Source organism: Paenibacillus sp. M-152, assembly GCF_003856555.1.
GTDB lineage: Bacteria > Bacillota > Bacilli > Paenibacillales > Paenibacillaceae > Paenibacillus > Paenibacillus polymyxa_C.
In genome coordinates, this window is the sequence record NZ_CP034141.1 from 406,061 (window position 1) to 428,560 (window position 22,500).

The following is a 22,500-nucleotide window of genomic DNA, read 5'->3' on the forward strand; positions in this document are numbered from 1 at the left end:
GGGCTATCTTCCTTTCTCCGTCAGTTTCCGTAAAGGCAATATGACTCTAAAAGTGGTCTGTGATCTATCTGTGTGCTCATCTTCATTTTGTAGTAGTTCAAGCGTTCCATCAAGGCTCTCCGCGACTTCACGCACATAAAATAAACCCATGCCGGTCGAAGGTTGTCCTCCCTCATCATACTTGGTCGTGTATCCCGGTGTGAAGATCATTTCCCGTTTACGCTGAGGAATACCTGGACCGTTATCGGTGACACTAAAGGATATTATATCCTCTTGTCCCGGTAGAAAATGAATGGAAACGTCAATCCTTCCGCTGTCCTTCATCGCTTCCACTGAATTGGATGTCAGATTGTTAATCAGCGTGAGAACTGTATAAACATGCAGTTTAGGCAACAAAGGATCGAAATTCAGCGTGAAACGGATAGACTTGCCCAGCGATTGGGCGTATTTGCTGTTCGTTCGGACGATCAGCTCACCAAGTTCCTGTGAAGTCATATAATGCACGTCGCTTTCCGAATCAATGAGCTTGGACAAACCGGCAAAGATCCGCTGGCTGTCTTTTTTAATCTCATGGACCTGTCCGGAAATACGTAGCGCCTGTCTGGCGTAATGCTCTCTATCTTTCAGAGATTCATCCTGCTGCAGTTCACGGTAGAGTTCATAGCTTTCACGGGTAATCCGCTCTGCGTGCGATAGAGTTTTGCCTAACTGGACTGACTCCTCGTACAGGTCCGACACCAGAAGTAAAATTCGCTCTGTCTGCTGTCTTTGTGCCTCTTCATGCTGAACAGATTGATTTAATCGAATCATATTATAGAACCCAAGCACGAAGAAGCTGCGGATCATGGCCATAAAAGCCACTTTGCTGATCTTCATGATGTCCCAGAAATCGCCGTCAATGCTTCGCCGGACACTAAGTTCCGCCACACTTGCGGCAACCTCAATCCCCACCGAGAGGAGGCCTACGCGCAGTGCGCGGTAAGGCTCGGCATTAATGTTAAGGACCTGAAAGAGCAGGCCATAAACCATGTAATAAAAAAAGGTAGGTCCATGCAAGGTCACCAACGCTTCAAAGGAAGACCCGGGATGGAGATAATGATTGAGTGAAATGCGAAAAGCGACTACTGCGATCCCGACAAGCACACCCGAGAGTGCAGGCGGAATTTGACGTATGGATAACAGAAAGAAAAAAAACACAGGCGTACCGAAGCTGAGACGAAATGTATTATCGAACGGGTGAATATTCAACTCACCTGCCAGTGGTACAAAGATAAGCATCAGCAGGAAAAGAAGGGTATTTAGCTTCATCCCAATTCACCTCCGGATATTTGTTTCAGAAAGGCAATGTAAGATAAATTCACAGGCTCAACATTAATGTTTGTGAATTTATAGAAAAAAAGAAATACATGTGTAGATAACTGTCGGTTTTTATAGTTCGGATTGTAGTATAAATAACATCATTTGAATATTAAGAGCTGCATACTGCAAAAATATACAAACCAGCCAGGGGGGACATGAAGTGAAAAAGATTAATTTAACAATGCAAATCTTTATCGGTCTGGCTTTAGGTATTATTGTTGGTGCCTTATTTTACGGCAATTCAGGGGTGGAAGTCTACTTAAAGCCGATCGGTGATATTTTCATCCGCTTAATTAAGATGATTGTCGTACCTATTGTGATCTCAACGCTCATTATCGGTGTAGCCGGCGTCGGAGATATGAAGAAACTGGGGAAACTCGGCGGGAAGTCGATTCTGTACTTTGAAATTGTAACAACCATTGCAATCCTATTTGGTCTGCTTGTTGCCAATCTGGTTCGACCCGGTGAGGGCGTGGACATGTCCCACCTGGCCAAAAGCGATATCCATTCCTATGTGGAGACTGCAGAAAAGTCTGGCCATAACTTTATAGATACAATTGTGCATATTGTACCTACCAATGTTATTCAAGCTCTGGGCGAAGGAGATATGCTGGCTATTATATTCTTCTCCGTGTTGTTTGGACTAGGAGTAGCTGCGATTGGTAACAAGGGCAAGCCTGTGCTGAACTTCTTTGAAGGTGTAGCCGACGCCATGTTCTGGGTAACCAATCAGGTTATGCGCTTGGCTCCGTTTGGCGTATTTGCACTGATTGGAACGACAGTGGCCAAGTTTGGATTAGCTTCGTTATGGCCGTTATTGAAGCTTGTCCTGTCAGTGTACGGCTCCATGTTACTGTTCATTGTGATTGTTTTTGGAATTATCGCCAAGCTTTGCGGTACCCGTCTCTGGACCATGGTTAAAATTTTGAAAAGTGAGCTGTTGCTTGCGTATTCGACGGCCAGCTCGGAAAGTGTCCTGCCTAAGATCATGGAGAAGATGGAGAAATTCGGATGTCCGAAGGGAATCACGTCCTTTGTCATTCCGATCGGATATTCTTTTAATCTGGATGGCTCCACTCTGTATCAGGCACTAGCTGCCATTTTTATTGCCCAAATGTATGGCATTGATATGCCGATCACGACCCAAATCACGCTTGTACTCGTACTGATTATTTCCTCCAAAGGGATTGCTGGTGTGCCGGGTGCTTCCTTTGTCGTGTTGCTCGCTACGCTGGGAGCAGTGAATCTCCCGCTGGAAGGTCTGGCCTTTATCGCTGGTATTGATCGTATTCTGGATATGGCGCGTACGGTAGTCAATGTTTTAGGGAACTCACTTGCGGCTGTAGTCATGTCCAAATGGGAAGGCCAATATGATAAAGAAAAAGGCGAGGAATACGTTGCCTCAATTAAATAAGATACATTGAACCGTATAGTGGATAAAAAGAGCACCTTTGCGAAGTAATGCAGAGGTGTTCTTTTTGTTTCCAGACTTGTTAACACACTTCCTTTTTCGACATTTTTCGATGTTTTTTGTATGGATATATAGGTATATGGGCATGAAAAATAAGCCTTAGTACCTATGTGATTATAGAATTATTTATAATGATTCTTAATAAAATACCGATATTAAATTATACCGTTTTATATATTGGCTTAGAAGGGAAGATCATGCATGTTTCTCAAGAAAAATGAGTCTCAATCACTTGCTCCTTTAGTAGAAGAAAGCCGCAAACTTTCACAGAGAATACAGCAAAAGGATTATGCTGCTGCAATACAAGTCTCCTCAGCATCTCCTGAGGTTCAAGAAATCGCAAACAATGTTAACCAAGCGATAGAGTCCATGAAAAATGATGCTCAGCATGTTGATATCCGTTTGAAGCTTGTTACCAAGGCGATAGAGATTGGATTATGGGACATGGAGGTCATTGCGGGTGATCCTGTCAATCCCAATAATACGTTCACATGGTCGGAAGAATTCCGTTCTATGCTGGGATATCAGAGCGAAAAAGAATTCCCCAATGTATTGGACAGCTGGTCATCTCGACTGCACCCCGAAGATTATGACAGGTCTTTGGCAGAATTGTCTGATCATTTGCTGGATTTTACGGGAAAGACGCCATATGACGTACAGTATCGTTTGAAGCTGAAGCATGGAGAATACCGCTGGTTCCGGGCTACCGGAACGACGATCCGCGACGAGAAGGGAGTGCCGCTTCGGATTGCGGGCGCTCTGCTGGATGTGCACGATCAGAAGATTAAGTCGGAGGAGCTTCAGGCTCTAGTTACAAGATACGACCTCATTAACCTCGTGTTGGTTGAAGCTCCTTACGATGTAAATATTATCGGAGGGGACATAGAGAATCCGGATAATACATTTTGGTGGTCACCGCAATTCCGCGAAACGCTGGGTTTTAAGGACGAGCAGGATTTTCCAAGCAAGCTTAGCAGCTGGGCTTCAATCCTGTATCCTGAGGATGCTGAAATGGCGATTAAAGTTTTGAATGATCATTTAAATGATTATACGGGGCGCACACCGTACGAAATGGAATGCCGTTTAGTGCGTAAGAATGGTGAACATCGCTGGTACTATTGCAGTGGGAAAACATTGCGCGATAGCAGGGGAGTACCTATTCGCATTGCCGGAACAATCCGTGATATCACAGTGGAAAAGGAAAAGCAGGCTGTGGCGGATGAGCTTACGCTCAAAATTCAGCATCTCTCTGATTCCATTACAGAAATGGTGAACGGTGTTAACTCGGTTAGTAACCAGGCACAGGAATTGGCTACCGCTCAAGAGCAATCGACAGAGGCAGCGAATCAAGCCAAAGTCAGTGCAGAAGAGACGCAAAACATTTCGAACTTCATTAAAGAGATTGCGAATCAAACGAATCTGTTGGGTCTGAATGCTGCAATCGAGGCATCGCGAGCAGGCGAGCAGGGACGTGGTTTTGCAGTAGTTGCAGATGAAGTGAGAAAACTTGCCATCCATAGTGCTGATGCGACCGGGAATATCGAGACCAGCCTGGACGAAATGAAAACACTCATTGAGCGAATTCTGCACAACATCGGGAACATGTCTACGCTGACACAAACACAAGCCGCGCTAACGCAGCAAGTGAATGCATCTACGGACGAGATCAACAGTATGTCCAAAGCTTTGTTGGATTTTGCGAGAACGATGTAAGGTTTTAGATTTCAGGTGAATATTAGACCGGGCCATAGGCTCGGTCTCTTTACTGTTTTTGGTAGATGAACTATACTTTTGACGATCGATCTAAAAATGACCTCATAGTAACTTCATGTGGAAAAGAGGAAACGATTTGAGCCTACTTAGTTCAATATTGGTTGGAATTGTAGCGCTGGAGCACGTGTACATTTTAGTGTTGGAAATGTTTCTGTGGACGACTCCACGCGCGATTCGTACGTTCGGTACCTCGAAGGAACTGGCAGGAGTGACCAAATCTCTGGCAGCCAATCAGGGGCTGTATAACGGATTTCTGGCTGCTGGATTGGTCTGGGGCTTGTTCTATCCCGATCCTGTGATCGGGCGGCAAATCCAATTATTTTTTGTCATTTGCGTGGTAGTGGCTGCGGTGTATGGTGCATTAACTGCCAATAAATCTATTTTACTAAAGCAAGGCTTGCCTGCCATTCTGGCATTAATCAGTTTGCTGGTCTTCTAAATGACACTCTTAACGGGTGTCTTTTTTGCTCATTCGATCACATTTCGTTCATTAAAATGGGCATGGGACAAGGATAGCAGCGATACCGGCGAGCTGAAAGAAATTAGTCCCGGCCATTATGTGGCGTACCCGGTTGGCCGTTAGGTTAAGATCGATGGTACGGTGCACATAACCCATAGGAGGTAAAAAACGATGACTGAATCGACGAAAAGAGTACGTATTTCCCAGTGGGACGCGCTCATGCTGGAATCTTTACGTTCATTAGGCTGGTCCCATGAGGAACTCATCCATCGGGCGCAGCAAAATGAGCTGCCAACGGACGGACAGTTTGATTATACGGAACTGGCCACCGGGCTGGCGTCCAAAGAGCCGGAGGTGTTTGTCAACGCGGTAACAGACGGGTATCAGATCAAATATAATACGATCCGTGGCATTCGTTCGTGGATTGCCGTGGCGCCCGGACGTGAGCCTGAGCTGTCTCTGGAAGAAGGAAGCGAAGCTGTGACATCCGAACTGACGCAGGCTGAGTATGATCGGCTGGAGCAGGTGCTGTCGTTAGGCTGGGTCATTCAGGAAGCACGTCCCGCGACTGGCGATACTGCAGGATTGTACCGAATTGTGCCTGCTGCAAAGACGAATTAAATCGTGGGGAGGGAGTAACCCACTTTACCAGAAATTGAAACGAGCTGGCCAGGGAGGCCAGCTCGTTTTTTAATGCGATTCTTCTTCATCATTTTCATACTTGAGAAGATACGGTTACGGCTTGGCGCCTCATTCACAACCTTTCCATCTTTTCTCATACGGATATCATCGATTGAAATGATTAGAAAGGTTACATTTTTCACCATATATGACCGATAAAAGTATAGTAGTATTTATATTTTATGGAAAGTGAGGAAAGGGGATATTTTAAAACTGATGAGTGAACAAGAAATACATAGGAGTGAATATGGAGGTGGGACGATCGTCGCTGAACCGAACGCAATTTCACCACGTCCACAAAGAATTGTTTTGACCCTGGTTGCAGGATTGGCTTTCTTGATCTTTAGTTTCTCCCTTTCTCTAATCACAGGCATATTCCCTATCAGCTATGCGGAGTTATGGGAAGTTTTGTTTTCTTCCAATCCCGATCCCATATTAAAGGAAGTTGTATACCAAACTCGTATGCCATTTGCCTTGGATATGTTGTTGCTCGGAGGATGTCTGGCCGTATCAGGAACTCTTTTACAATTACGAACAGTTAATCGATTTGCATCACCAACCTTAACCGGACTTATGCCTGGGGCAATGGTGGGGCTATGTGTTGTCCTTTTATTGGGATTAGACATAGACTCTTTTGGTAGTATGGCCCTTTGTATTGCAGGAGCGGTATTTGGGGGATTCATTGTATTTAAATTAAATAGAATCCGTTTCATTCGAGGGCGGTCTGCGGGAATTCATTTATTCATGATTGGTTTCATTATGGATGTAGCCCTTCGTTCAATCTCTGGGTTTATTGTGCTACTTGGAGAAAATCAGCAAGAGTGGGCAATTTCTGTGGGAGGCTGGGGAATAAGGGAAGGATCATTCACGTTTTGGCTTGCCTTGGTTACACTTCTCGTTGCAGGATCTGTCTCCGCATTCCCCAAGCAGCTTAGACCACTGTACATTCCCTTTGCAATGGTGTTGACCGCCGCTACGGTGTGGGCGTGTGGTGCCATCGGATATATAGGACTTATTGTGCCTTATTTCATGCGTTGTATGATAGGAAACCGTCCGCGGCTTCTCATTTTGGGCTCCATCCTTTGGGGGGGAGGCCTATTAATGCTGGCCAAAGTCATTTCCGCTAGAATCAACGAGCCGGTTGGGTTGCCCTTAACCCCGGTGCTGGCCTGCGTTGGCATACCCTTCTTGGTCTTTATGGTGCGGGGAGAATGGAAAAGAAGCTCTCTGCTTGAGAAGTACTAGATTATCAAACGTAATATTTACCGGACAGCTAGACTGTTATCATACTGCTCTGCCAGCTCATCATACTCTCTTTTTTATGCTATATTTTATACATTAATAAAATAATCAGAGGGTTGAGGTGCAGCATGACATCAATGACTATTGTCGATCCATCCGTCAAACCAGGATTAACAGCTTTTCAGGCAAGTGCTGAAGATCAGGCTGAGGTTCACGAATTAATTTTAAAGACGGCTAGATGGCTGCACAGCAAGGGCTCCACGCAATGGGGCAAATTACTAAAAGGAGAAGATGATCACAATCTGGGTGGTGCTATTGCACGCGGAGAAGTGGTTATTTTCCGAACGTCAGAGGATCATCGCTTGGCAGGTGCAGTAATTTTGCAGCAGCAGCCCAGTGCTTGGGATAGTAGATTGTGGGGATTAGAGGAGACAGATTCTGAGGAAGGAACTTCCGTATATCTGCATCGTTTGGTTGTAGATCGAGATAATAGTGGGAAGGGACTGGGCCGTGAGCTCATGCAGTGGATTGAGCAAGGCATCCGTTTTGCAGGCAAGGATCGAATCCGTCTAGATTGTATTGCGGGCAATGACAAGCTTAGTGGGTTTTACAAACAATGCGGCTATACTTATATGGGCGAAACGAATGGCTATAACACTTTTGAAAAGATGCTAATAAAGTCATAGAAAAACGAATCCTAATTGAAGGAATACAAAAGAAGGAAGCAGGTGATCTGCATTCTTCTTTTTTTGTTGTGCAGACCTTTACGTCCTCGTGATGTCTTTCTTCTGGATTGCTGTCATATCAGATCCACTCAAAAGAAAAAAAATTATATAAAAATGAAAATGGGGATATCGCGCTTTCTCCTTCTACATATGATGATAGGGAAAGTTTGTAAGCGCTTCAAATGAAGGGTGATATACAACCATGCGAAGCTACAGGAGGCGGTTAAGGTGGATAATTACATGAGCTGGATAAAGATTGGATTTTTCCTCAGCGTTCTGTTTTTACTTGCAGCGGCATGCAGCACTTCTCCCAAGATAGAGAACACAGCTGGGCAAAAAGTGCGGCTTACGATGCAGGTTTGGGGTAATCCTGCGGAGGTGAAGGTGTATCAGCGGGCACTGGATGCATTTGAAAAAGAGAATCCGAATATCGAGGTTAAGCTGGTACCTGTACCAGGAGACCAATATGAGCAAAAGCTGTTGACACAGTTACAGGGAAGCCGCGGACCGGATGTCTTTTATTCCTATGAATCGACGATGGCGCGTTTGATCGGAGCAAAACAGGTGCAGCCTTTGGGTGAATTTTTAAAAAGTGACGCAAGTGACGTGAAGGCCGAGCATTTTCCGGAAGGATTATGGGGGCCGGCCAAGCGTGATGGGGAAATCTATGGAGTCACTCCTGACTCCAACCCGATGGTCATGTACTACAACAAAAAAGTATTCAAGGAAGCAGGCGTGAAGACACCGCAGGAATACTATGATGAGGGCAAGTGGAACTGGGACGCCTTTGAGGAGGTTACATCCAAGCTGAAGGCCGCCGGAAAGCAGGGCTATATTGCGGAAAACTGGTGGGCTCACTGGTATTCATGGGTGTGGTCGAATGGTGGCCGGATCTTTGATGAACAAGGCAAATATGTGCTGGACCACAATGAAAAGGGTAAGGAAGCCTTCGCTTTCATGCACGATATGGTGAAAAAGGGAAATGCGGTATACCTTGGTTCGCTTCCGAAAGGGCAGGGGGCAGATGCGATGTTCATGTCCAATCAAGTCGGCATGCTGGCGGCAGGAAGATGGCTGGAGCCCTTGTTTAGCCAAAATAAAAGCCTCGACTTTGATTATATCTACTGGCCCTCTAACACCGGTAAAAATGAACCTGTTGCCATTCCGGTTGCATATGTAGCTGTAAACAAAAATAGTCCGCATGTGCAAGAGGCCATGAAACTGGCAGCCTTCTACGTCTCTGTGAAAGGGCAGGAGGAGCGGCTGGTTGAAGGTGGCAATGCCATGGGTACGCTTGCTGCCGCAGACGAGAGCATCATGAAAAAGGCGACGATTGAGCACTCGGGCTATCTGACTGAGGGACGAGATAAAGGGCATGCTTATGGTTCTGCATTGGCGTATGATGCACAGGTGCCGGGGTTGAACTCCGATATCACGGAAACCATTGACCTGATGTTCCTGGGCAAGCAGGATGCTGCGACAACCATTGAAAAGTTGAATCAGATCATATCCAAGGCGGTCAAGTAAACACGGGATCGGCCGTGACCAGGGAGGAAGGTGACAAGATGCAGAAAAAGTATCAAGCGCTGTGGGGCTATCTGTTCATTGGCCCCCAGTTTCTTGGTCTGTTATGTTTTTCGCTGTTGCCCTTGCTATATGCGTTTTACTTAAGTTTTGTAAATTGGGATGGTTTCGGGGTACCTTTGTTTGTCGGCTTGGACAATTTTAAAGGTCAATTATCTGATCCTGACTTTTGGAAGGCACTTATCAATACGGTCTACTATATGGTGCTGGTCATTCCGGTGGGGATTGTGTTGGCTCTGCTCGTAGCCATCGTACTCAATAAAGTGAAGGGCAGGGAAATCTATCGCTTGTTTTTTTTCATGCCTGTCGTAACCAGTTCGGTATCGGTTGGGGTCATCTGGATGTGGATACTGAACGGCGAATTCGGCATTTTAAACCACTTGCTGCGAACGATTGGGATTGTAGGCCCGATGTGGCTTACCGATACGCATTGGGTAATCCCATCGATTGCTCTACTTAGCATATGGCTGGGACTGGGATACAACATGGTCATTTTTTTGGCAGGACTTCAGGGCATCTCCAAAAGCTATTACGAGGCAGCCGAAATTGACGGGGCCAGCAAGTTCCAGCAGCTAAGGTATATCACATTGCCGCTATTATCACCAACAACCTTTTTCGTCACCATTATGATGGTCATCAGCTCTTTCCAGGTGTTCGATCAGGCGTTCGTCATGACAAATGGCGGGCCGGCCAAAGCAAGCTATACGCTTGTGTATCACATTTACGATCAGGCATTCATAGATTTCACGATGGGAGAAAGTGCGGCAGCGGCAATGATTTTGTTCGTGATCATTCTCATATTTACACTGCTGCAATTTAAAATGCAAAAGAGGTGGGTGCACTATGGAGATTAGTTGCAGAGGCAGGATGTTCCTGCGCCATGTGCTGCTCGCTGTCGGCTCTTTAATCATGTTTTTTCCATTTCTGTGGACCATCCTCAGTTCTCTAAAGGATATCTCTCAAATTTTTGTCGTTCCGCCGCAATGGATTCCCGATCCGTTTGTATGGAGTAACTATCCGGCTTCGCTAGAGGCCATGCCCTTCGTGCAGGCTTACATGAATAGCTTTTACATTACGTTTATCATCGTGACAGCAACCCTGATTAGCGCTTCTATGGCGGCGTATGCTTTTGCTAAAATCCGTTTTCCAGGTTCAGATATATTGTTTATTTTGTTCCTCGCTACGATGATGGTGCCTAAGCAGGTAACGATGATTCCGTTATACTTGGTGATGGATCGTATCGGTTGGCTGGATACGCATTGGTCGCTGATCGTACCTGGAGCCTTGTTTAATGCATTCGCGGTCTTTTTGCTCCGTCAATTCGTCATGGGTATTCCACGCGATCTGGAGGAAGCAGCAGTCATGGACGGGGCGGGATACATTCGCATTTACTGGAGTGTCATTCTGCCACTCGTTCGTCCAGCATTGGCGGCGATCGGAATTTTCACCTTTTTGGGTGCCTGGAATAGCTTTCTTGATCCGCTGATCTATCTCAATACACCGGAGAAATTTACGGTTCCGCTTTTGCTCAACAATTTCAAAGGACTATATACCGCCGATTGGTCACTGATGATGGCAGGCACCACCATCTCTGTCGTTCCAGTGCTCATCGTCTACATCATTGCCCAAAAGCAAATTATTGAAGGCATTACCTTAACAGGCATCAAGGGGTAGGGGCGTTTCCCTACTCCTTTTTGTGCGATTTCCGATACTGTAACGGAGTACGCCCGGTGAAATGCTTGAATACACGGCCAAAGTGAGCGATGCTGTCAAAGCCCGTTTTTTCAGCAATGGCGGTCACTTTCCAGTTTGTTTCCTTCAAATATGCCCGAGCCTGCTGGACCCGTACATCCTGAAGATACTCGACCAGGGTAAAACCTGTGGTCTGCTTGAAGATGCGACACAGATATGTGCTGCTAATATAAAAATGTCCTGCCAGTTGCTCCAACGACAGCTTCTCGGCATAGTGGGCATGCAGGTACTCAATCACCGAGTACACACGTTGCTGCTGCTCGCTGCGTTCCGGCGCTATGGTGTCAGGAGCCGCTGATTGTATGCGGCGGATTCGGATCAGTAGCTGTAGCAACAGGCTTTGAAGATACATATGACGGTATGCATGCTCTTGATGGTATTCATCCAGCATTTGCTGGAACAGATGCTCCAGCTCGCGTTGTTCTTCCGCGGAGGGGCGAAGCAAAAAGCTTTTTTCAGGCAAAAGCAGGTGGCTCTGATCGCTGGATGGAGTAACAGACGTGGACGAGGCTACAAACGCTTCATCAAAGTTGATTAAAATTCGCTCATGGCTGCCGCTCCCCTTGTTACTCGTACGGTGAAAATCATGTTTGCTAATCCAGATCAGATCGCCCTTTTGTAGCGCGTATACACGTTGATTAATGTAATAGTAGCGCTCTCCTGCCAGCAGATAATAGATTTCATGCGCTTGATGGACATGGTCGGCAGACATGCTAAAAGGCACCATCCGAAGCGCTCGCTCGATGGCAAAAAGGGGTGTAGCGATCATAGCAGCGTTCTCCTTTATGAAAGCATTCATGAGAATAATATATGCATACTTTTTGGATGAATTCACAATAAAAGTGAAGATTTTGCTCTTTCTTATACTATAAAATATAAGTAATTCATGTAAAGGGTGTGAACCAATTGGCTAAAATCAAATATGCGCTTGTGGGCACCGGAGGAAGAGCTGAATTTTTTTACGGTGAAGTTGTTACCGTTTTCAAAGATACATCAGAGCTGGTCGCGTTCTGTGACGTCAATCAGACGAGAATGGATTATGCCAATCGGCTGTTGCAGGAGAAATACGAACACCATCCGATTCCAACCTATAAAGCCCACGAATTTGACCGAATGATCGCGGAGACGAAGCCGGATATCGTCATCGTCACCACCATTGACCGGGTGCATCATCGGTATATTATCCGGGCGATGGAGTTGGGCTGTGATGTCATTTCCGAGAAGCCGATGACGGTCGACGAAGACAAATGCCAAGACATTCTGGATGCCATAGACCGCACGGGACGGAAGCTGCGCGTCACCTTTAACTATCGCTATGCCCCGCATAATACGAAAATCCGTGAGGTTATCATGGACGGGACGCTGGGTGACATCTTGTCAGTCAATTTTGAATGGCTGCTGAATACCCAGCATGGCGCAGATTATTTCCGCCGCTGGCACCGGGACAAGCGCAATAGCGGCGGTCTGCTGGTGCATAAATCGACGCATCATTTTGATCTGATGAACTTCTGGCTTGGCTCAAAGCCGGAGACGGTATATGCGATGGGCGACTTGAAATTTTACGGCCGGGAAAATGCGGAGCAGCGTGGCGTGACGGAGTTCTATCAACGCGCTTACGGCAGCAAGGCGGCGGAAAATGACCCATTTGCCTTACACTTGGATCGTAACGAACATCTAAAAAACATGTATCTGGATGCGGAGCATGAGGATGGGTACGTGCGGGACCAAAGCGTATTTGGCGACAATATCAGTATCGAGGATACGCTGAGTGTCATGGTGAAGTATCAGAATAAAACGGTAATGAACTACTCACTGAACGCTTATATGCCTTGGGAGGGCTTTATCATCGTATTTAACGGCACCAAGGGACGGATGGAAGTTCGGGTATCCGAGCAATCCTATGTCAATTCCGGTGGCAGCAAGGCAGATGAGGGGGCGTTAAAAGAGAAAACCATCACGATCTATCCTCACTTTGCAGCACCTTACGAGGTCGAAGTAGAGGAAGGCGTGGGGGGACATGGCGGAGGAGATCCGGTCATGCTACGGGATATTTTCGATAAGCCGGCAGAGGATCGGTTTCATCGTGCGGCCTCTCATATCGACGGCGCGTGGTCCATTTTAACAGGCATCGCCGCCAACCGCTCTATGCGTACAGGCCAGCCGGTGAAGGTGGAGCAACTGGTGCGATTATAACGATTGTAAGCTAGGAAGCACCTTTAATAACAAGAAGCCCCTCCATTCAGATGAACAGAGGAGGCTTCTTGTTTGTATTAGATATAAATGCACTTTACATCGTAGGGCACTATATTTTATTATTTATCGGCCTTCAGCTCACGGGTTCCCAGTTGTTGTACAGGACGATGGTTATCGGGAAAAATGGCAGCAAACTGTTTAATTTGGTCTGCCGACATTTCAATAGGCTGTTCCAATACCGTCCAATTTACATGTTCTGTGCATGGCGGGGTAGTCAGCGACCCGTTGTAGCGAACGGAGTGCAGGTCTTTTGGCAGCAGCGCAGCGAGATTTACATCCTCATCCAGAACCGCTTCTTGGGAAATATCTTTTGGCAGTTTGGACCAGATGCGATTGAAAGCCTTGTTTTCTTTGCCGCTTTGAATAAGAACGCCTAAGACGGCTGTGCTTCCGGTGTCGCTTTGATGAACAAAATGAAGCTCCATTTCAGCATTTTTGCCATCTATTTGATGTTCGCTTGGATGATGAAAATGAAACTGCTTTAAAGTGAATGTAGTGCCGTCCACGACAATATCATTGCTGGGACTAGCTGCATTGACTTGGACGGTGTGCCCATTATTCAGTATGGATACTTTAGTGGTTGAATAATGAACCTGTAGCGGTTGCTGCGTATGCGAAGCTTCTAGATGGGAATGCTCTATGTTGATGGGAGACTGTTCCTGACCATTACCACAAGCAACAAAATCCTTTTCCAGCTCCCCCCAATGATCGGGTCCTTCATCCCCTTCGTAGGACCAGTGCGGGCTTTTCTGAACAACTGCATGTACGTTGTTAGCGGATGATGATGATGTTGCGCTAGTAGTACGAGAAGTGGCGGATGGTGTACATCCTGTTACCGACAATGCCAAGATTATGGAAAATATGCTGAACAAGCAACCTCTCCAGTGTTTTTTCATGTTTCTTTATCCTTCTTCCAAATAGATTATGTGAAACTTTTTACATTGTAAATTATTGTACAAAGTTCCTGCAAGGGTACAAGGACTTAGGAAAAAGGTAGAACTGGTTGCTTATTATTACCGGGTGTAGAGAGAATAATGGAGTGGTGAAATATTTGTTTGTCCTCTTTGGGGGAAGTAACTATAATAGTGGGGTGTGCATTACAAATTAATTCCATATCCACTCAAAGGAGAGATCTACATGAAAGCAGCGATTGTTACAAAAGACAAGAAAGTTAGTGTAGAAGAGAAACCTTTGCGCTCCCTGAAACATGGGGAAGCGTTAGTCCAAGTTGAATATTGCGGGGTTTGCCACACAGATTTACACGTAAAAAATGCAGATTTCGGTGATGTCACAGGCAGAGTTCTGGGACATGAAGGTATTGGGAAAGTCATTGAATTAGGTGAAGGAGTAACCAGCCTTAAAGTTGGCGATCGCGTAAGTATTGCCTGGATGTTCGAAAGCTGCGGTCACTGCGAATATTGTTTAACCGGACGAGAAACTTTGTGTCGTGAAGTTAAAAATGCCGGATACACGGTAGATGGTGCAATGGCAGAACAATGTATTGTCACAGCTGACTATGCGGTCAAAGTACCAGATAATCTTGATCCTGCTGCTGCAAGCAGTGTAACTTGCGCAGGGGTTACAACCTATAAAGCTGTTAAAGTGAGTGATATCAGACCAGGGCAATGGATCGGTATCTTCGGTATTGGCGGTTTGGGTAACCTGGCTGTACAATACGCCAAAAATGTGTTCAATGCTAAAGTTGTAGCCTTTGACATCAGTGATGAAAAACTCGAACTGGCCAAAAAAATTGGTGCTGACTATATTGTTAACAGCATGAAAGAAGATCCAGTCGCCCGAGCTAAGGAATTAACCAACGGTGCTGGTCTGGATGCAACCGTGGTTACTGCTGTTGCCAAAACACCTTTCAACCAAGCCATTGACGTTGTAAAGGCTGGCGCGCGTGTCGTAGCTGTAGGTCTTCCAACTGATAAGATGGATCTCGACATTCCGCGTCTGGTTCTGGACGGCATTCAAGTAATCGGCTCCTTGGTCGGTACTCGTGAAGACCTTAAAGAAGCATTCCAGTTCGCTGCAGAAGGTAAAGTTGTACCTCTTGTACAAAAACGTCCGCTTGAAGACATCAATGAGATCTTCGAAGAGATGGAGCATGGCAAAATCCAAGGACGTATGGTCATTGATTTCACAAAATAAAATGATGTCCAATTCGTAACTCTTGGAATTCTAAGAGAGAGAAAGCGCCTGCTGATCTATTGCAGACGCTTTTTTTACTTTACAGCTTATTCAGAATATTATCCTCCAAAACCGCGGATTTATCCCCGTATTCTTTAATAATATGTCTTTCTCCCCAGGCACAAAGTGAATCCAAAATGCTTTTCAAACTACATCCATATTCACTAAGCTCGTACTCCACTTTGGGTGGAACCTGATTATAGCTAATTCGATTGACAATGCCGTCTTCCTCTAATTCACGAAGCTGTTGAGTCAGCATTTTTTGTGTTATAGAAGGCATCATTCGCTTTAATTCACTTGTCCGCATTTTTCCATGGGTCAAATGACACAGAATCACACACTTCCATTTTCCCCCGATTACCTCTAATGTCGCCTCAACAGAGATATTGTATTTTTTCTTTCCCAATGCCGATCCCTCCGTGTATGTCACCTGTAGGGTACTTTTTGGTACCTATATCACTAAAAAGTACGTACTGTTCATAATTGATTGAATAACTCATAATAACATCTGCTGGTCGAAGATTACTATAGATAGGAGTGAAAAACATGTCGCCAGAATCCAAGCGAAGTATCTGGCCATTACTGGCTTTAGCCGTAAGCGCCTTTGCCATTGGGACAACTGAGTTCATCAGCGTAGGACTGCTTCCCCTGATCGCTGAAGACTTGCACATATCCGTAACGATGTCCGCACTAACCGTAACGCTGTATGCATTAGGGGTTACCATTGGGGCACCTGTGTTGACCTCATTAACATCGAGTGTTCCTCGTAAAACGCTGCTGCTGTGGATCATGATTGTATTTATAGCAGGCAACAGCCTTGCTGCGGTTTCTAGCGGAATCACCCTGCTGCTGATTGCACGTGTAATCTCGGCGTTCTCCCATGGGGTGTTCATGTCCATCGGGTCCACCATCGCGGCCGACCTTGTTCCCGATGATCGGCGGGCGAGTGCTATTTCTATTATGTTCTCTGGCTTGACCGTTGCCACCGTCACAGGGGTACCGTTGGGCACCTACGTTGGGCAGCAATGGGGTTGGCGGGCTGCATTTATGGCTATTGTGGTCGTCGGTGTTGTGGCCCTCATTGCCAATCTGATTCTGCTGCCCTCTACGCTTCGAAAAGGAAATAAGACTCCTTTCAGCGAGCAGGTCAAACTGGTTACGAATGGTCGCTTGCTACTTGCATTTATCATTACTGCCTTGGGATATGGTGGCACATTCGTCGTGTTTACTTATTTATCTCCATTACTTCATGACATAACCGGTTTTGGACAAAATACGGTAACGTTCATTCTCTTATTGTATGGAATCGCCATTGCTATCGGGAATGTTATCGGTGGAAAAGCTGCGAATCGCAGACCGCTTTCAGCTTTATTTTATATGTTTCTCATTCAAGCCGTGATCCTGTTTCTGCTGTGGTTTACCGTGCCATTTCAAACAGCAGGCCTGATAACGATTTTCTTTATGGGATTGCTTGCGTTTATGAATGTGCCTGGTCTACAGGTATATGTAGTCATGTTAGCCGAACGTTTTGCACCCAAAGCTGTCGATGTCGCCTCTGCTGTTAATATTGCGGCCTTCAACGCAGGGATCGCAATTGGAGCATATGTGGGAGGAATGGTGACGGATTCACTGGGTCTTATGCATACGACTTGGGTCGGTGGGGTAATGGTTTTTGTTGCGGTTCTACTGACAGCCTGGAGTCGTTTGCTCGAAAAAAGGGATACAACCGCCTTGGCAGGCTAAAACTTTTAAAAAATAGAGAGGAAGATACACAATGACACAAAACCTACAAAGCACAACAACATTGCACAACGGAGTTCGCATGCCTTGGTTTGGCATCGGAGTATTTAAAGTGGAAGAAGGTTCAGAGCTGGTCAATGCTGTAAAGGCTGCTGTAAAGCATGGCTACCGCAGTATAGATACAGCGGCAATCTATGCGAATGAAAACAGTGTAGGACAGGCTATTCAGGAAGCCCTCTCGGAGAATAATCTGTCGAGAGAAGATCTGTTCGTCACGTCCAAAGTGTGGAATGCAGATTTAGGCTATGAAGAGACACGAGCAGCTTATGAAGCGAGCCTGGACAAGTTGGGACTGGACTATCTGGATCTATATCTAATTCATTGGCCGGTTCAAGGGAAGTACAAAGAAGCATGGAGAGCGTTGGAGTCCTTGTATAAAGAAGGACGGATTAAGGCAATTGGACTCAGCAACTTCCAAATTCATCATTTGGAAGATCTCATGAAGGATGCAGAAATCAAGCCAATGGTCAATCAGGTGGAATTCCACCCGCAATTAACTCAAGCCGAGCTGCTGCAATTCTGTCAAAAGAACAACATCCAAATGGAAGCCTGGTCCCCGCTCATGCAAGGCCAATTGCTCGATCATCCGGTACTGCAAGACATAGCGAACAAGTACGGTAAATCGGTGGCTCAAGTGATTTTACGCTGGGATGTACAGCAAGGAGTCGTCACTATTCCCAAGTCCACCAAGGCACATCGAATCGTCGAAAATGCCGATATTTTTGACTTTGAATTGACGCGTGAGGATATGGATCAAATTCAGGCGTTAAATGCCAATCTTCGGGTAGGTCCAGATCCGGATAACTTCGATTTTTAAATTCAGTTCATCATGAAACGCCGTTTCCTTCTTCATGGAAGGGACGGCTTTTTGTGTATGATGAGTTTGGAGCTACAGCAATCCAATCCCGCCATATGGTATTATAGATTTATGTAAAATGAGAAGTTTTGGACACTTATGAAAATGAAAATCTCCGGGGGACCTCATGAATAAGACGATTGCAGATATAGCCCAAATGGCTGGTGTATCCAAAAGCACCGTATCCCGCTTTTTGAACGGCGGATCTGTCAGCCTGGATACAAAGCGTAAAATTGAAAAGGTGGTCAAAGCCACGGGGTATGTGCCCAATACCTTTGCCCAGAGTCTAAAGGCAAAACGAACCAACATTATCGGAACCGTCGTGCCACGGCTGGATTCTTTTGCCACATCTCATACGTTAATGGGGATTGATGAGGAGCTGCGTTCCCAGCATTACCAGATGTTGATCTCTAATACGAGTCAGGATGTAAAACGTGAAATCGAAGCGATCTATGAGTTCGCACGGCAAAAAATTTCAGGTATCATTCTGCTGGCTGCTCAAATTACAGACGACCATCTGACCGCGATTCGAGACATCAGTATTCCGGTATTGCTGGTGGGCCAACAACATGAGCAGATCCATAGTCTTATCCATGATGATTATCGTGCCGGATATGATATCGGTGCATATGTCCTGTCACAGGGCCACCGTGAAATTGCCTATGTCGGTGTGACTGAAAGGGATGTTGCTGTCGGTGTACAACGCAAAGAGGGCTTTAGGCAGGCTGTTCGCGATGCATTACCTGCTGCGTGTTATACGGACGAGGCGATGCGAGCCGCAGGATATGATATCAGATACTATGAAACCGGGTTTAAAATGTCCGATGCACGGATTGCTGCATCCGCTATTTTGGACAAATTCAAACCATCGTTAATGGTGTGTGCTACAGATAATATCGCGCTTGGGGTAATCAACGCGGCTTATTCCAGAGGAATTACCATTCCGTCGGATTTGTCGGTAACTGGCTTTGGGGGATACGATATTACGGAGGTCATTCACCCTGCGCTAACAACTGTTCAATATCCGTATATGGAGGCTGGACGTGTAGCAGCACAAAATATTGTACGGCTGGTAGAACATAAAACGGTAGAGCAAGTAACAGTCATGGATTATTCCCTTATTGAAAGAGAAAGCGTTGACAAACGTTAAACAAGTGGATTATAATTTCTTCGAAACCGGTTCCATTTTACTCTTGCAAATTGGAATCGGTTGCAAATCCATGGATGAGTATTTTTTTAATCGTATAGGAACCGGTTCCGTTATAATATTTTTTTCGTTTATTTGGAACCGGTTCCCTAAATCTAAGTTTTTAAAAAATGAGGTACACCTATGAAAATGACAAAAGAACAAAAGTATCGATTGATCGAGCAGGCAGAGCCTGGCGAAATAGCAAGCTTGCAGAAAAAGGTGGAGCAATGTCAGTGGCGACAGTCGTTTCATATCCAGCCACCGACAGGTTTACTCAATGATCCGAATGGATTTTCATATTATCAAGGTGAATACCATTTATTTTATCAGTGGTTCCCGCTCGGAACCGATCATGGGATGAAATATTGGTATCATTTGAAATCCAAAGATTTGGTCACATGGCATAGTGCAGGCATTGGCATCACACCTGGGGACGATTTCGACTCGCATGGGGCTTATTCCGGCAGCGCGCTAGAGCATGAGGACAAGTTATACATGATGTATACAGGAAATACAAGAGACGAAAACTGGATTAGACATCCTTATCAATGCATGGCTGTGATGGATGAGAGCGGTCGCATTACCAAGTGGGAGCATCCTGTTATTGACCATGTACCAGAAGGCTATACAGATCATTTTCGTGATCCCAAGCTGTGGAAGGACGGCGATAGTTTCTATTGTGTGATTGGTGCCCAGAGAACGAATTCAACAGGCTGCGTTGTCCTTTACCGTTCAACCGATCTTCATACTTGGCAGTTCGAGGGGGAACTGAACACTGGGCTGGAATTGTTTGGATATATGTGGGAATGTCCGGATTATTTTGAACTGAACGGAGCAGGGGTCTTGGTCTTTTCTCCACAGGGCTTGGAGCCTTCAGGGGACGAAAACCACAATATTTATCAATCGGGCTACGTCATCGGCAAACTGCTGAATACAGAGACAAGAACACTGGAGCATGGCGCATTCCACGAGCTCGATAGAGGCTTTGATTTCTATGCACCACAGACGATGATTGACCCGCAGGGGCGGCGTATTATGGTGGCCTGGATGGGGCTGCCGGATATCGAATACCCGACAGATCCGAACGGATGGGCCCATTGTCTGACGTTACCGAGAGAACTTACGCTTCATGAGGGAAAACTCTTGCAGCGGCCAATCCCAGAACTAACCACATTGCGTAGAAATAGTGAGGATCGGGTAGCTGATACGTTGTCTTCAGAGAGCAAAACCTATGAAGGATTTAAAGGTACAGCGTATGAGCTGATCTGTGAAGTAGATCTTTTGGATGCGAAGGCATTTGGTATCGAATTCCGTGCGAGTGAGACGGAGAAAACGGTGATAAAATATAACGCCGTCAGCCGCAAACTTGTATTGGACCGTTCGCAATCGGGTGAGCCTGTAGCCGCTGAGTATGGTGAAGTGCGGCAGTGTGCATGGGATAAAGATCATATCAAACTTCATCTGTTTGTAGATACATCTTCGGTTGAGATTTTCATCAATGATGGGGAAGAAGTGTTCACCAGTCGTATTTTTCCGCACCCAGAGAGTGACGAAATACGCTTTTTTGCCGACAAGGGAGAGGCTCTCTTCCAAGCGGTAAAATGGAATTTTACATGAGTAGGCTAATTCATCAAGTGGATCGTTAATCATCAAACATAACGGAATGAACGAGGGGATGAACATCATGGCGGAAAACAGAGAGATAGCTAAAGAAGTGATCGAGGCGATCGGTGGAAAGGAGAATATCGCTTCGTTTGCTCACTGTGCAACGCGCTTACGGATTATGGTGCATGATAAAGAGAAGATTGATCAGAAAAAAGTTGAAGAGATCGACAAGGTTAAGGGTGCTTTCTTCAATTCAGGTCAATATCAGATTATTTTTGGTACAGGAACGGTAAATCGGATTTTTGAAGAGGTTGAGAAGCTTGGCGTGACGGGTTCATCTAAAGAAGAGGTGAAGAGTCAGGCGAAAAAGGAGGGCAACGTCTTCCAGCGGTCCATTCGTACCTTTGGCGATGTGTTTGTACCGATTATTCCAGTGCTGGTCGCTACGGGGTTGTTCATGGGACTGCGCGGTTTGCTTACTCAGCCGCAAATTCTCGCTCTGCTCGGTATGACGCCGCAGGATATTTCACCTAACTTTTTATTATATACACAGGTATTAACGGATACGGCTTTTGCCTTTCTGCCTGCGTTAGTCGCATGGTCAGCCTTTAGAGTATTCGGCGGTAGTCCGGTGCTGGGTATCGTTCTCGGTCTGATGCTGGTAAACCCGGCTCTCCCTAACGCGTATAGTGTTGCGGACGGCTCAGCTCATCCGTTGACGATGTTCGGATTCATTCCAGTGGTGGGCTATCAGGGCTCAGTATTGCCAGCCTTCTTCGTGGGTTTGATCGGAGCCAAACTGGAGCGGGCGCTGCGTAAACGGGTGCCTGAAGCGCTGGATCTGATTCTGACACCGTTTTTAACACTGTTGATTATGATCACTTTGGGACTGTTTGCTATCGGTCCAGTGTTCCATTCACTTGAAGAATGGGTGCTGCACGGAACAATATTTGTACTTGATTTGCCTTTCGGTATTGCAGGGATCGTCATCGGCTTTTTGCATCAGATTATCGTCGTTACAGGTGTGCATCATATATTTAATTTTCTGGAGATCCAACTGCTTGAAAAGAACGGCGTAAATGCCTTCAATGCTATTATTACCTGCGCAATGGCTGCACAGGGAGCTGCCTGCCTGGCGGTTGGTCTGAAAACGAAGGACAGCAAGCTGAAAGCGTTGGCGCTTCCTTCTTCGTTCTCTGCTTTCCTGGGGATTACAGAGCCGGCTATCTTCGGAGTCAATCTGAGATATATGAAGCCTTTTGTCATGGGTCTCATCGGCGGAGCGGTTGGTGGTTTTATTGCTTCAGTCTTCCATTTGGCGGCTACAGGGATGGCGGTTACAGTTATTCCGGGTACGTTGCTCTACATGAACCATCAGCTTCCGCTTTACATTTTGGCGAACTTGGCTGCTATGGCTGTATCTTTTGTCCTGACTTGGATGTTTGGCTTTAGCGATAAAATGCTGGATAAAGTCAAAACAGCGGGTTCCTCCAAATAATATCATCCAGTCAGCCCAAATACACGCAGATTTATCGCGTAAGTATAATGATAATGGTC

At 45.9% G+C, this 22,500-nt stretch carries 20 protein-coding genes; 16 read left to right on the forward strand and 4 right to left on the reverse strand.

What is annotated here, in order from left to right; all coding sequences use genetic code 11:
- Window positions 1-3: 3 nt before the first annotated feature.
- Window positions 4-1,308, reverse strand: coding sequence for a sensor histidine kinase (locus tag EGM68_RS01790; protein ID WP_040102352.1), 1,305 nt, complete (start codon window positions 1,306-1,308; stop codon window positions 4-6).
- 211 nt (window positions 1,309-1,519) lie between these two features.
- Between EGM68_RS01790 and EGM68_RS01795 the strand changes: the two genes are divergently transcribed.
- From EGM68_RS01795 to EGM68_RS01840, 9 genes are all read left to right on the forward strand, one after another.
- The gene (locus tag EGM68_RS01795; RefSeq protein WP_040102351.1) at window positions 1,520-2,773 is read left to right on the forward strand and encodes a cation:dicarboxylate symporter family transporter; all 1,254 of its coding nucleotides are present in this window, start codon (window positions 1,520-1,522) and stop codon (window positions 2,771-2,773) included.
- Window positions 2,774-3,031: 258 nt separating this feature from the next.
- Window positions 3,032-4,543 carry a methyl-accepting chemotaxis protein gene (locus EGM68_RS26335; protein WP_090737345.1) on the forward strand — a complete coding sequence of 504 codons (1,512 nt, stop codon included), beginning with the start codon at window positions 3,032-3,034 and terminating at the stop codon, window positions 4,541-4,543.
- A 136-nt stretch (window positions 4,544-4,679) separates the two neighbouring features.
- A complete protein-coding gene (locus EGM68_RS01805; RefSeq protein ID WP_013368946.1) occupies window positions 4,680-5,042 on the forward strand; it encodes a DUF1304 domain-containing protein in 363 nt (120 codons plus the stop codon).
- A 192-nt stretch (window positions 5,043-5,234) separates the two neighbouring features.
- Complete coding sequence (locus EGM68_RS01810; protein WP_090737344.1) at window positions 5,235-5,684, forward strand: hypothetical protein; 450 nt, start codon at window positions 5,235-5,237, stop codon at window positions 5,682-5,684.
- Window positions 5,685-5,960: 276 nt separating this feature from the next.
- Complete coding sequence (locus EGM68_RS01820) at window positions 5,961-6,989, forward strand: iron ABC transporter permease (RefSeq protein WP_090737340.1); 1,029 nt, start codon at window positions 5,961-5,963, stop codon at window positions 6,987-6,989.
- Between the two features lie 125 nt (window positions 6,990-7,114).
- On the forward strand, window positions 7,115-7,672 hold the full coding sequence (locus tag EGM68_RS01825; RefSeq protein WP_014599394.1) for a GNAT family N-acetyltransferase: 558 nt from the start codon (window positions 7,115-7,117) through the stop codon (window positions 7,670-7,672).
- Between the two features lie 267 nt (window positions 7,673-7,939).
- The gene (locus EGM68_RS01830) at window positions 7,940-9,238 is read left to right on the forward strand and encodes an ABC transporter substrate-binding protein (protein WP_013368952.1); all 1,299 of its coding nucleotides are present in this window, start codon (window positions 7,940-7,942) and stop codon (window positions 9,236-9,238) included.
- 38 nt (window positions 9,239-9,276) lie between these two features.
- Window positions 9,277-10,149 (forward strand): carbohydrate ABC transporter permease, encoded by an 873-nt coding sequence (locus tag EGM68_RS01835; protein ID WP_090737338.1) that lies wholly within the window; start codon window positions 9,277-9,279, stop codon window positions 10,147-10,149.
- Window positions 10,139-10,969: a carbohydrate ABC transporter permease gene (locus tag EGM68_RS01840; RefSeq protein ID WP_013368954.1), complete on the forward strand. Its 831-nt coding sequence runs from the start codon at window positions 10,139-10,141 to the stop codon at window positions 10,967-10,969. Before EGM68_RS01835 ends, EGM68_RS01840 begins: the two co-directional genes overlap by 11 nt.
- 10 nt (window positions 10,970-10,979) lie before the next feature.
- On the opposite strand, the gene EGM68_RS01845 is transcribed toward EGM68_RS01840, so the two are convergent.
- A complete protein-coding gene (locus tag EGM68_RS01845; RefSeq protein WP_058831166.1) occupies window positions 10,980-11,816 on the reverse strand; it encodes a helix-turn-helix transcriptional regulator in 837 nt (278 codons plus the stop codon).
- A gap of 137 nt (window positions 11,817-11,953) precedes the next feature.
- On the opposite strand from EGM68_RS01845, the gene EGM68_RS01850 reads away from it, so the two are divergent.
- Window positions 11,954-13,240 (forward strand): Gfo/Idh/MocA family protein, encoded by a 1,287-nt coding sequence (locus EGM68_RS01850; RefSeq protein ID WP_058831167.1) that lies wholly within the window; start codon window positions 11,954-11,956, stop codon window positions 13,238-13,240.
- 119 nt (window positions 13,241-13,359) lie between these two features.
- Here the strand turns inward: EGM68_RS01850 and EGM68_RS01855 are convergent, their stop codons facing one another.
- On the reverse strand, window positions 13,360-14,196 hold the full coding sequence (locus EGM68_RS01855; RefSeq protein ID WP_090737334.1) for a carbonic anhydrase: 837 nt from the start codon (window positions 14,194-14,196) through the stop codon (window positions 13,360-13,362).
- A 241-nt stretch (window positions 14,197-14,437) separates the two neighbouring features.
- Between EGM68_RS01855 and adhP the strand changes: the two genes are divergently transcribed.
- Complete coding sequence (adhP, locus tag EGM68_RS01860) at window positions 14,438-15,454, forward strand: alcohol dehydrogenase AdhP (RefSeq protein ID WP_013368958.1); 1,017 nt, start codon at window positions 14,438-14,440, stop codon at window positions 15,452-15,454.
- A 79-nt stretch (window positions 15,455-15,533) separates the two neighbouring features.
- Here adhP and EGM68_RS01865 read toward each other — a convergent pair whose 3' ends face one another.
- Complete coding sequence (locus EGM68_RS01865) at window positions 15,534-15,899, reverse strand: winged helix-turn-helix transcriptional regulator (protein ID WP_013368959.1); 366 nt, start codon at window positions 15,897-15,899, stop codon at window positions 15,534-15,536.
- Window positions 15,900-16,039: 140 nt separating this feature from the next.
- Between EGM68_RS01865 and EGM68_RS01870 the strand changes: the two genes are divergently transcribed.
- The 5 genes from EGM68_RS01870 (at window position 16,040) to EGM68_RS01890 (ending at window position 22,441) form a co-directional block, all read left to right on the forward strand.
- On the forward strand, window positions 16,040-17,236 hold the full coding sequence (locus EGM68_RS01870; RefSeq protein WP_090737332.1) for an MFS transporter: 1,197 nt from the start codon (window positions 16,040-16,042) through the stop codon (window positions 17,234-17,236).
- A 31-nt stretch (window positions 17,237-17,267) separates the two neighbouring features.
- Window positions 17,268-18,110 carry an aldo/keto reductase gene (locus EGM68_RS01875; protein WP_090737331.1) on the forward strand — a complete coding sequence of 281 codons (843 nt, stop codon included), beginning with the start codon at window positions 17,268-17,270 and terminating at the stop codon, window positions 18,108-18,110.
- A gap of 166 nt (window positions 18,111-18,276) precedes the next feature.
- Window positions 18,277-19,299: a LacI family DNA-binding transcriptional regulator gene (locus EGM68_RS01880; protein WP_090737329.1), complete on the forward strand. Its 1,023-nt coding sequence runs from the start codon at window positions 18,277-18,279 to the stop codon at window positions 19,297-19,299.
- 180 nt (window positions 19,300-19,479) lie between these two features.
- On the forward strand, window positions 19,480-20,955 hold the full coding sequence (locus EGM68_RS01885; protein ID WP_090737325.1) for a glycoside hydrolase family 32 protein: 1,476 nt from the start codon (window positions 19,480-19,482) through the stop codon (window positions 20,953-20,955).
- A gap of 67 nt (window positions 20,956-21,022) precedes the next feature.
- Window positions 21,023-22,441, forward strand: a complete 1,419-nt coding sequence (locus EGM68_RS01890) for a sucrose-specific PTS transporter subunit IIBC (protein WP_013368965.1) — start codon at window positions 21,023-21,025, stop codon at window positions 22,439-22,441.
- Window positions 22,442-22,500 lie beyond the last annotated feature (59 nt).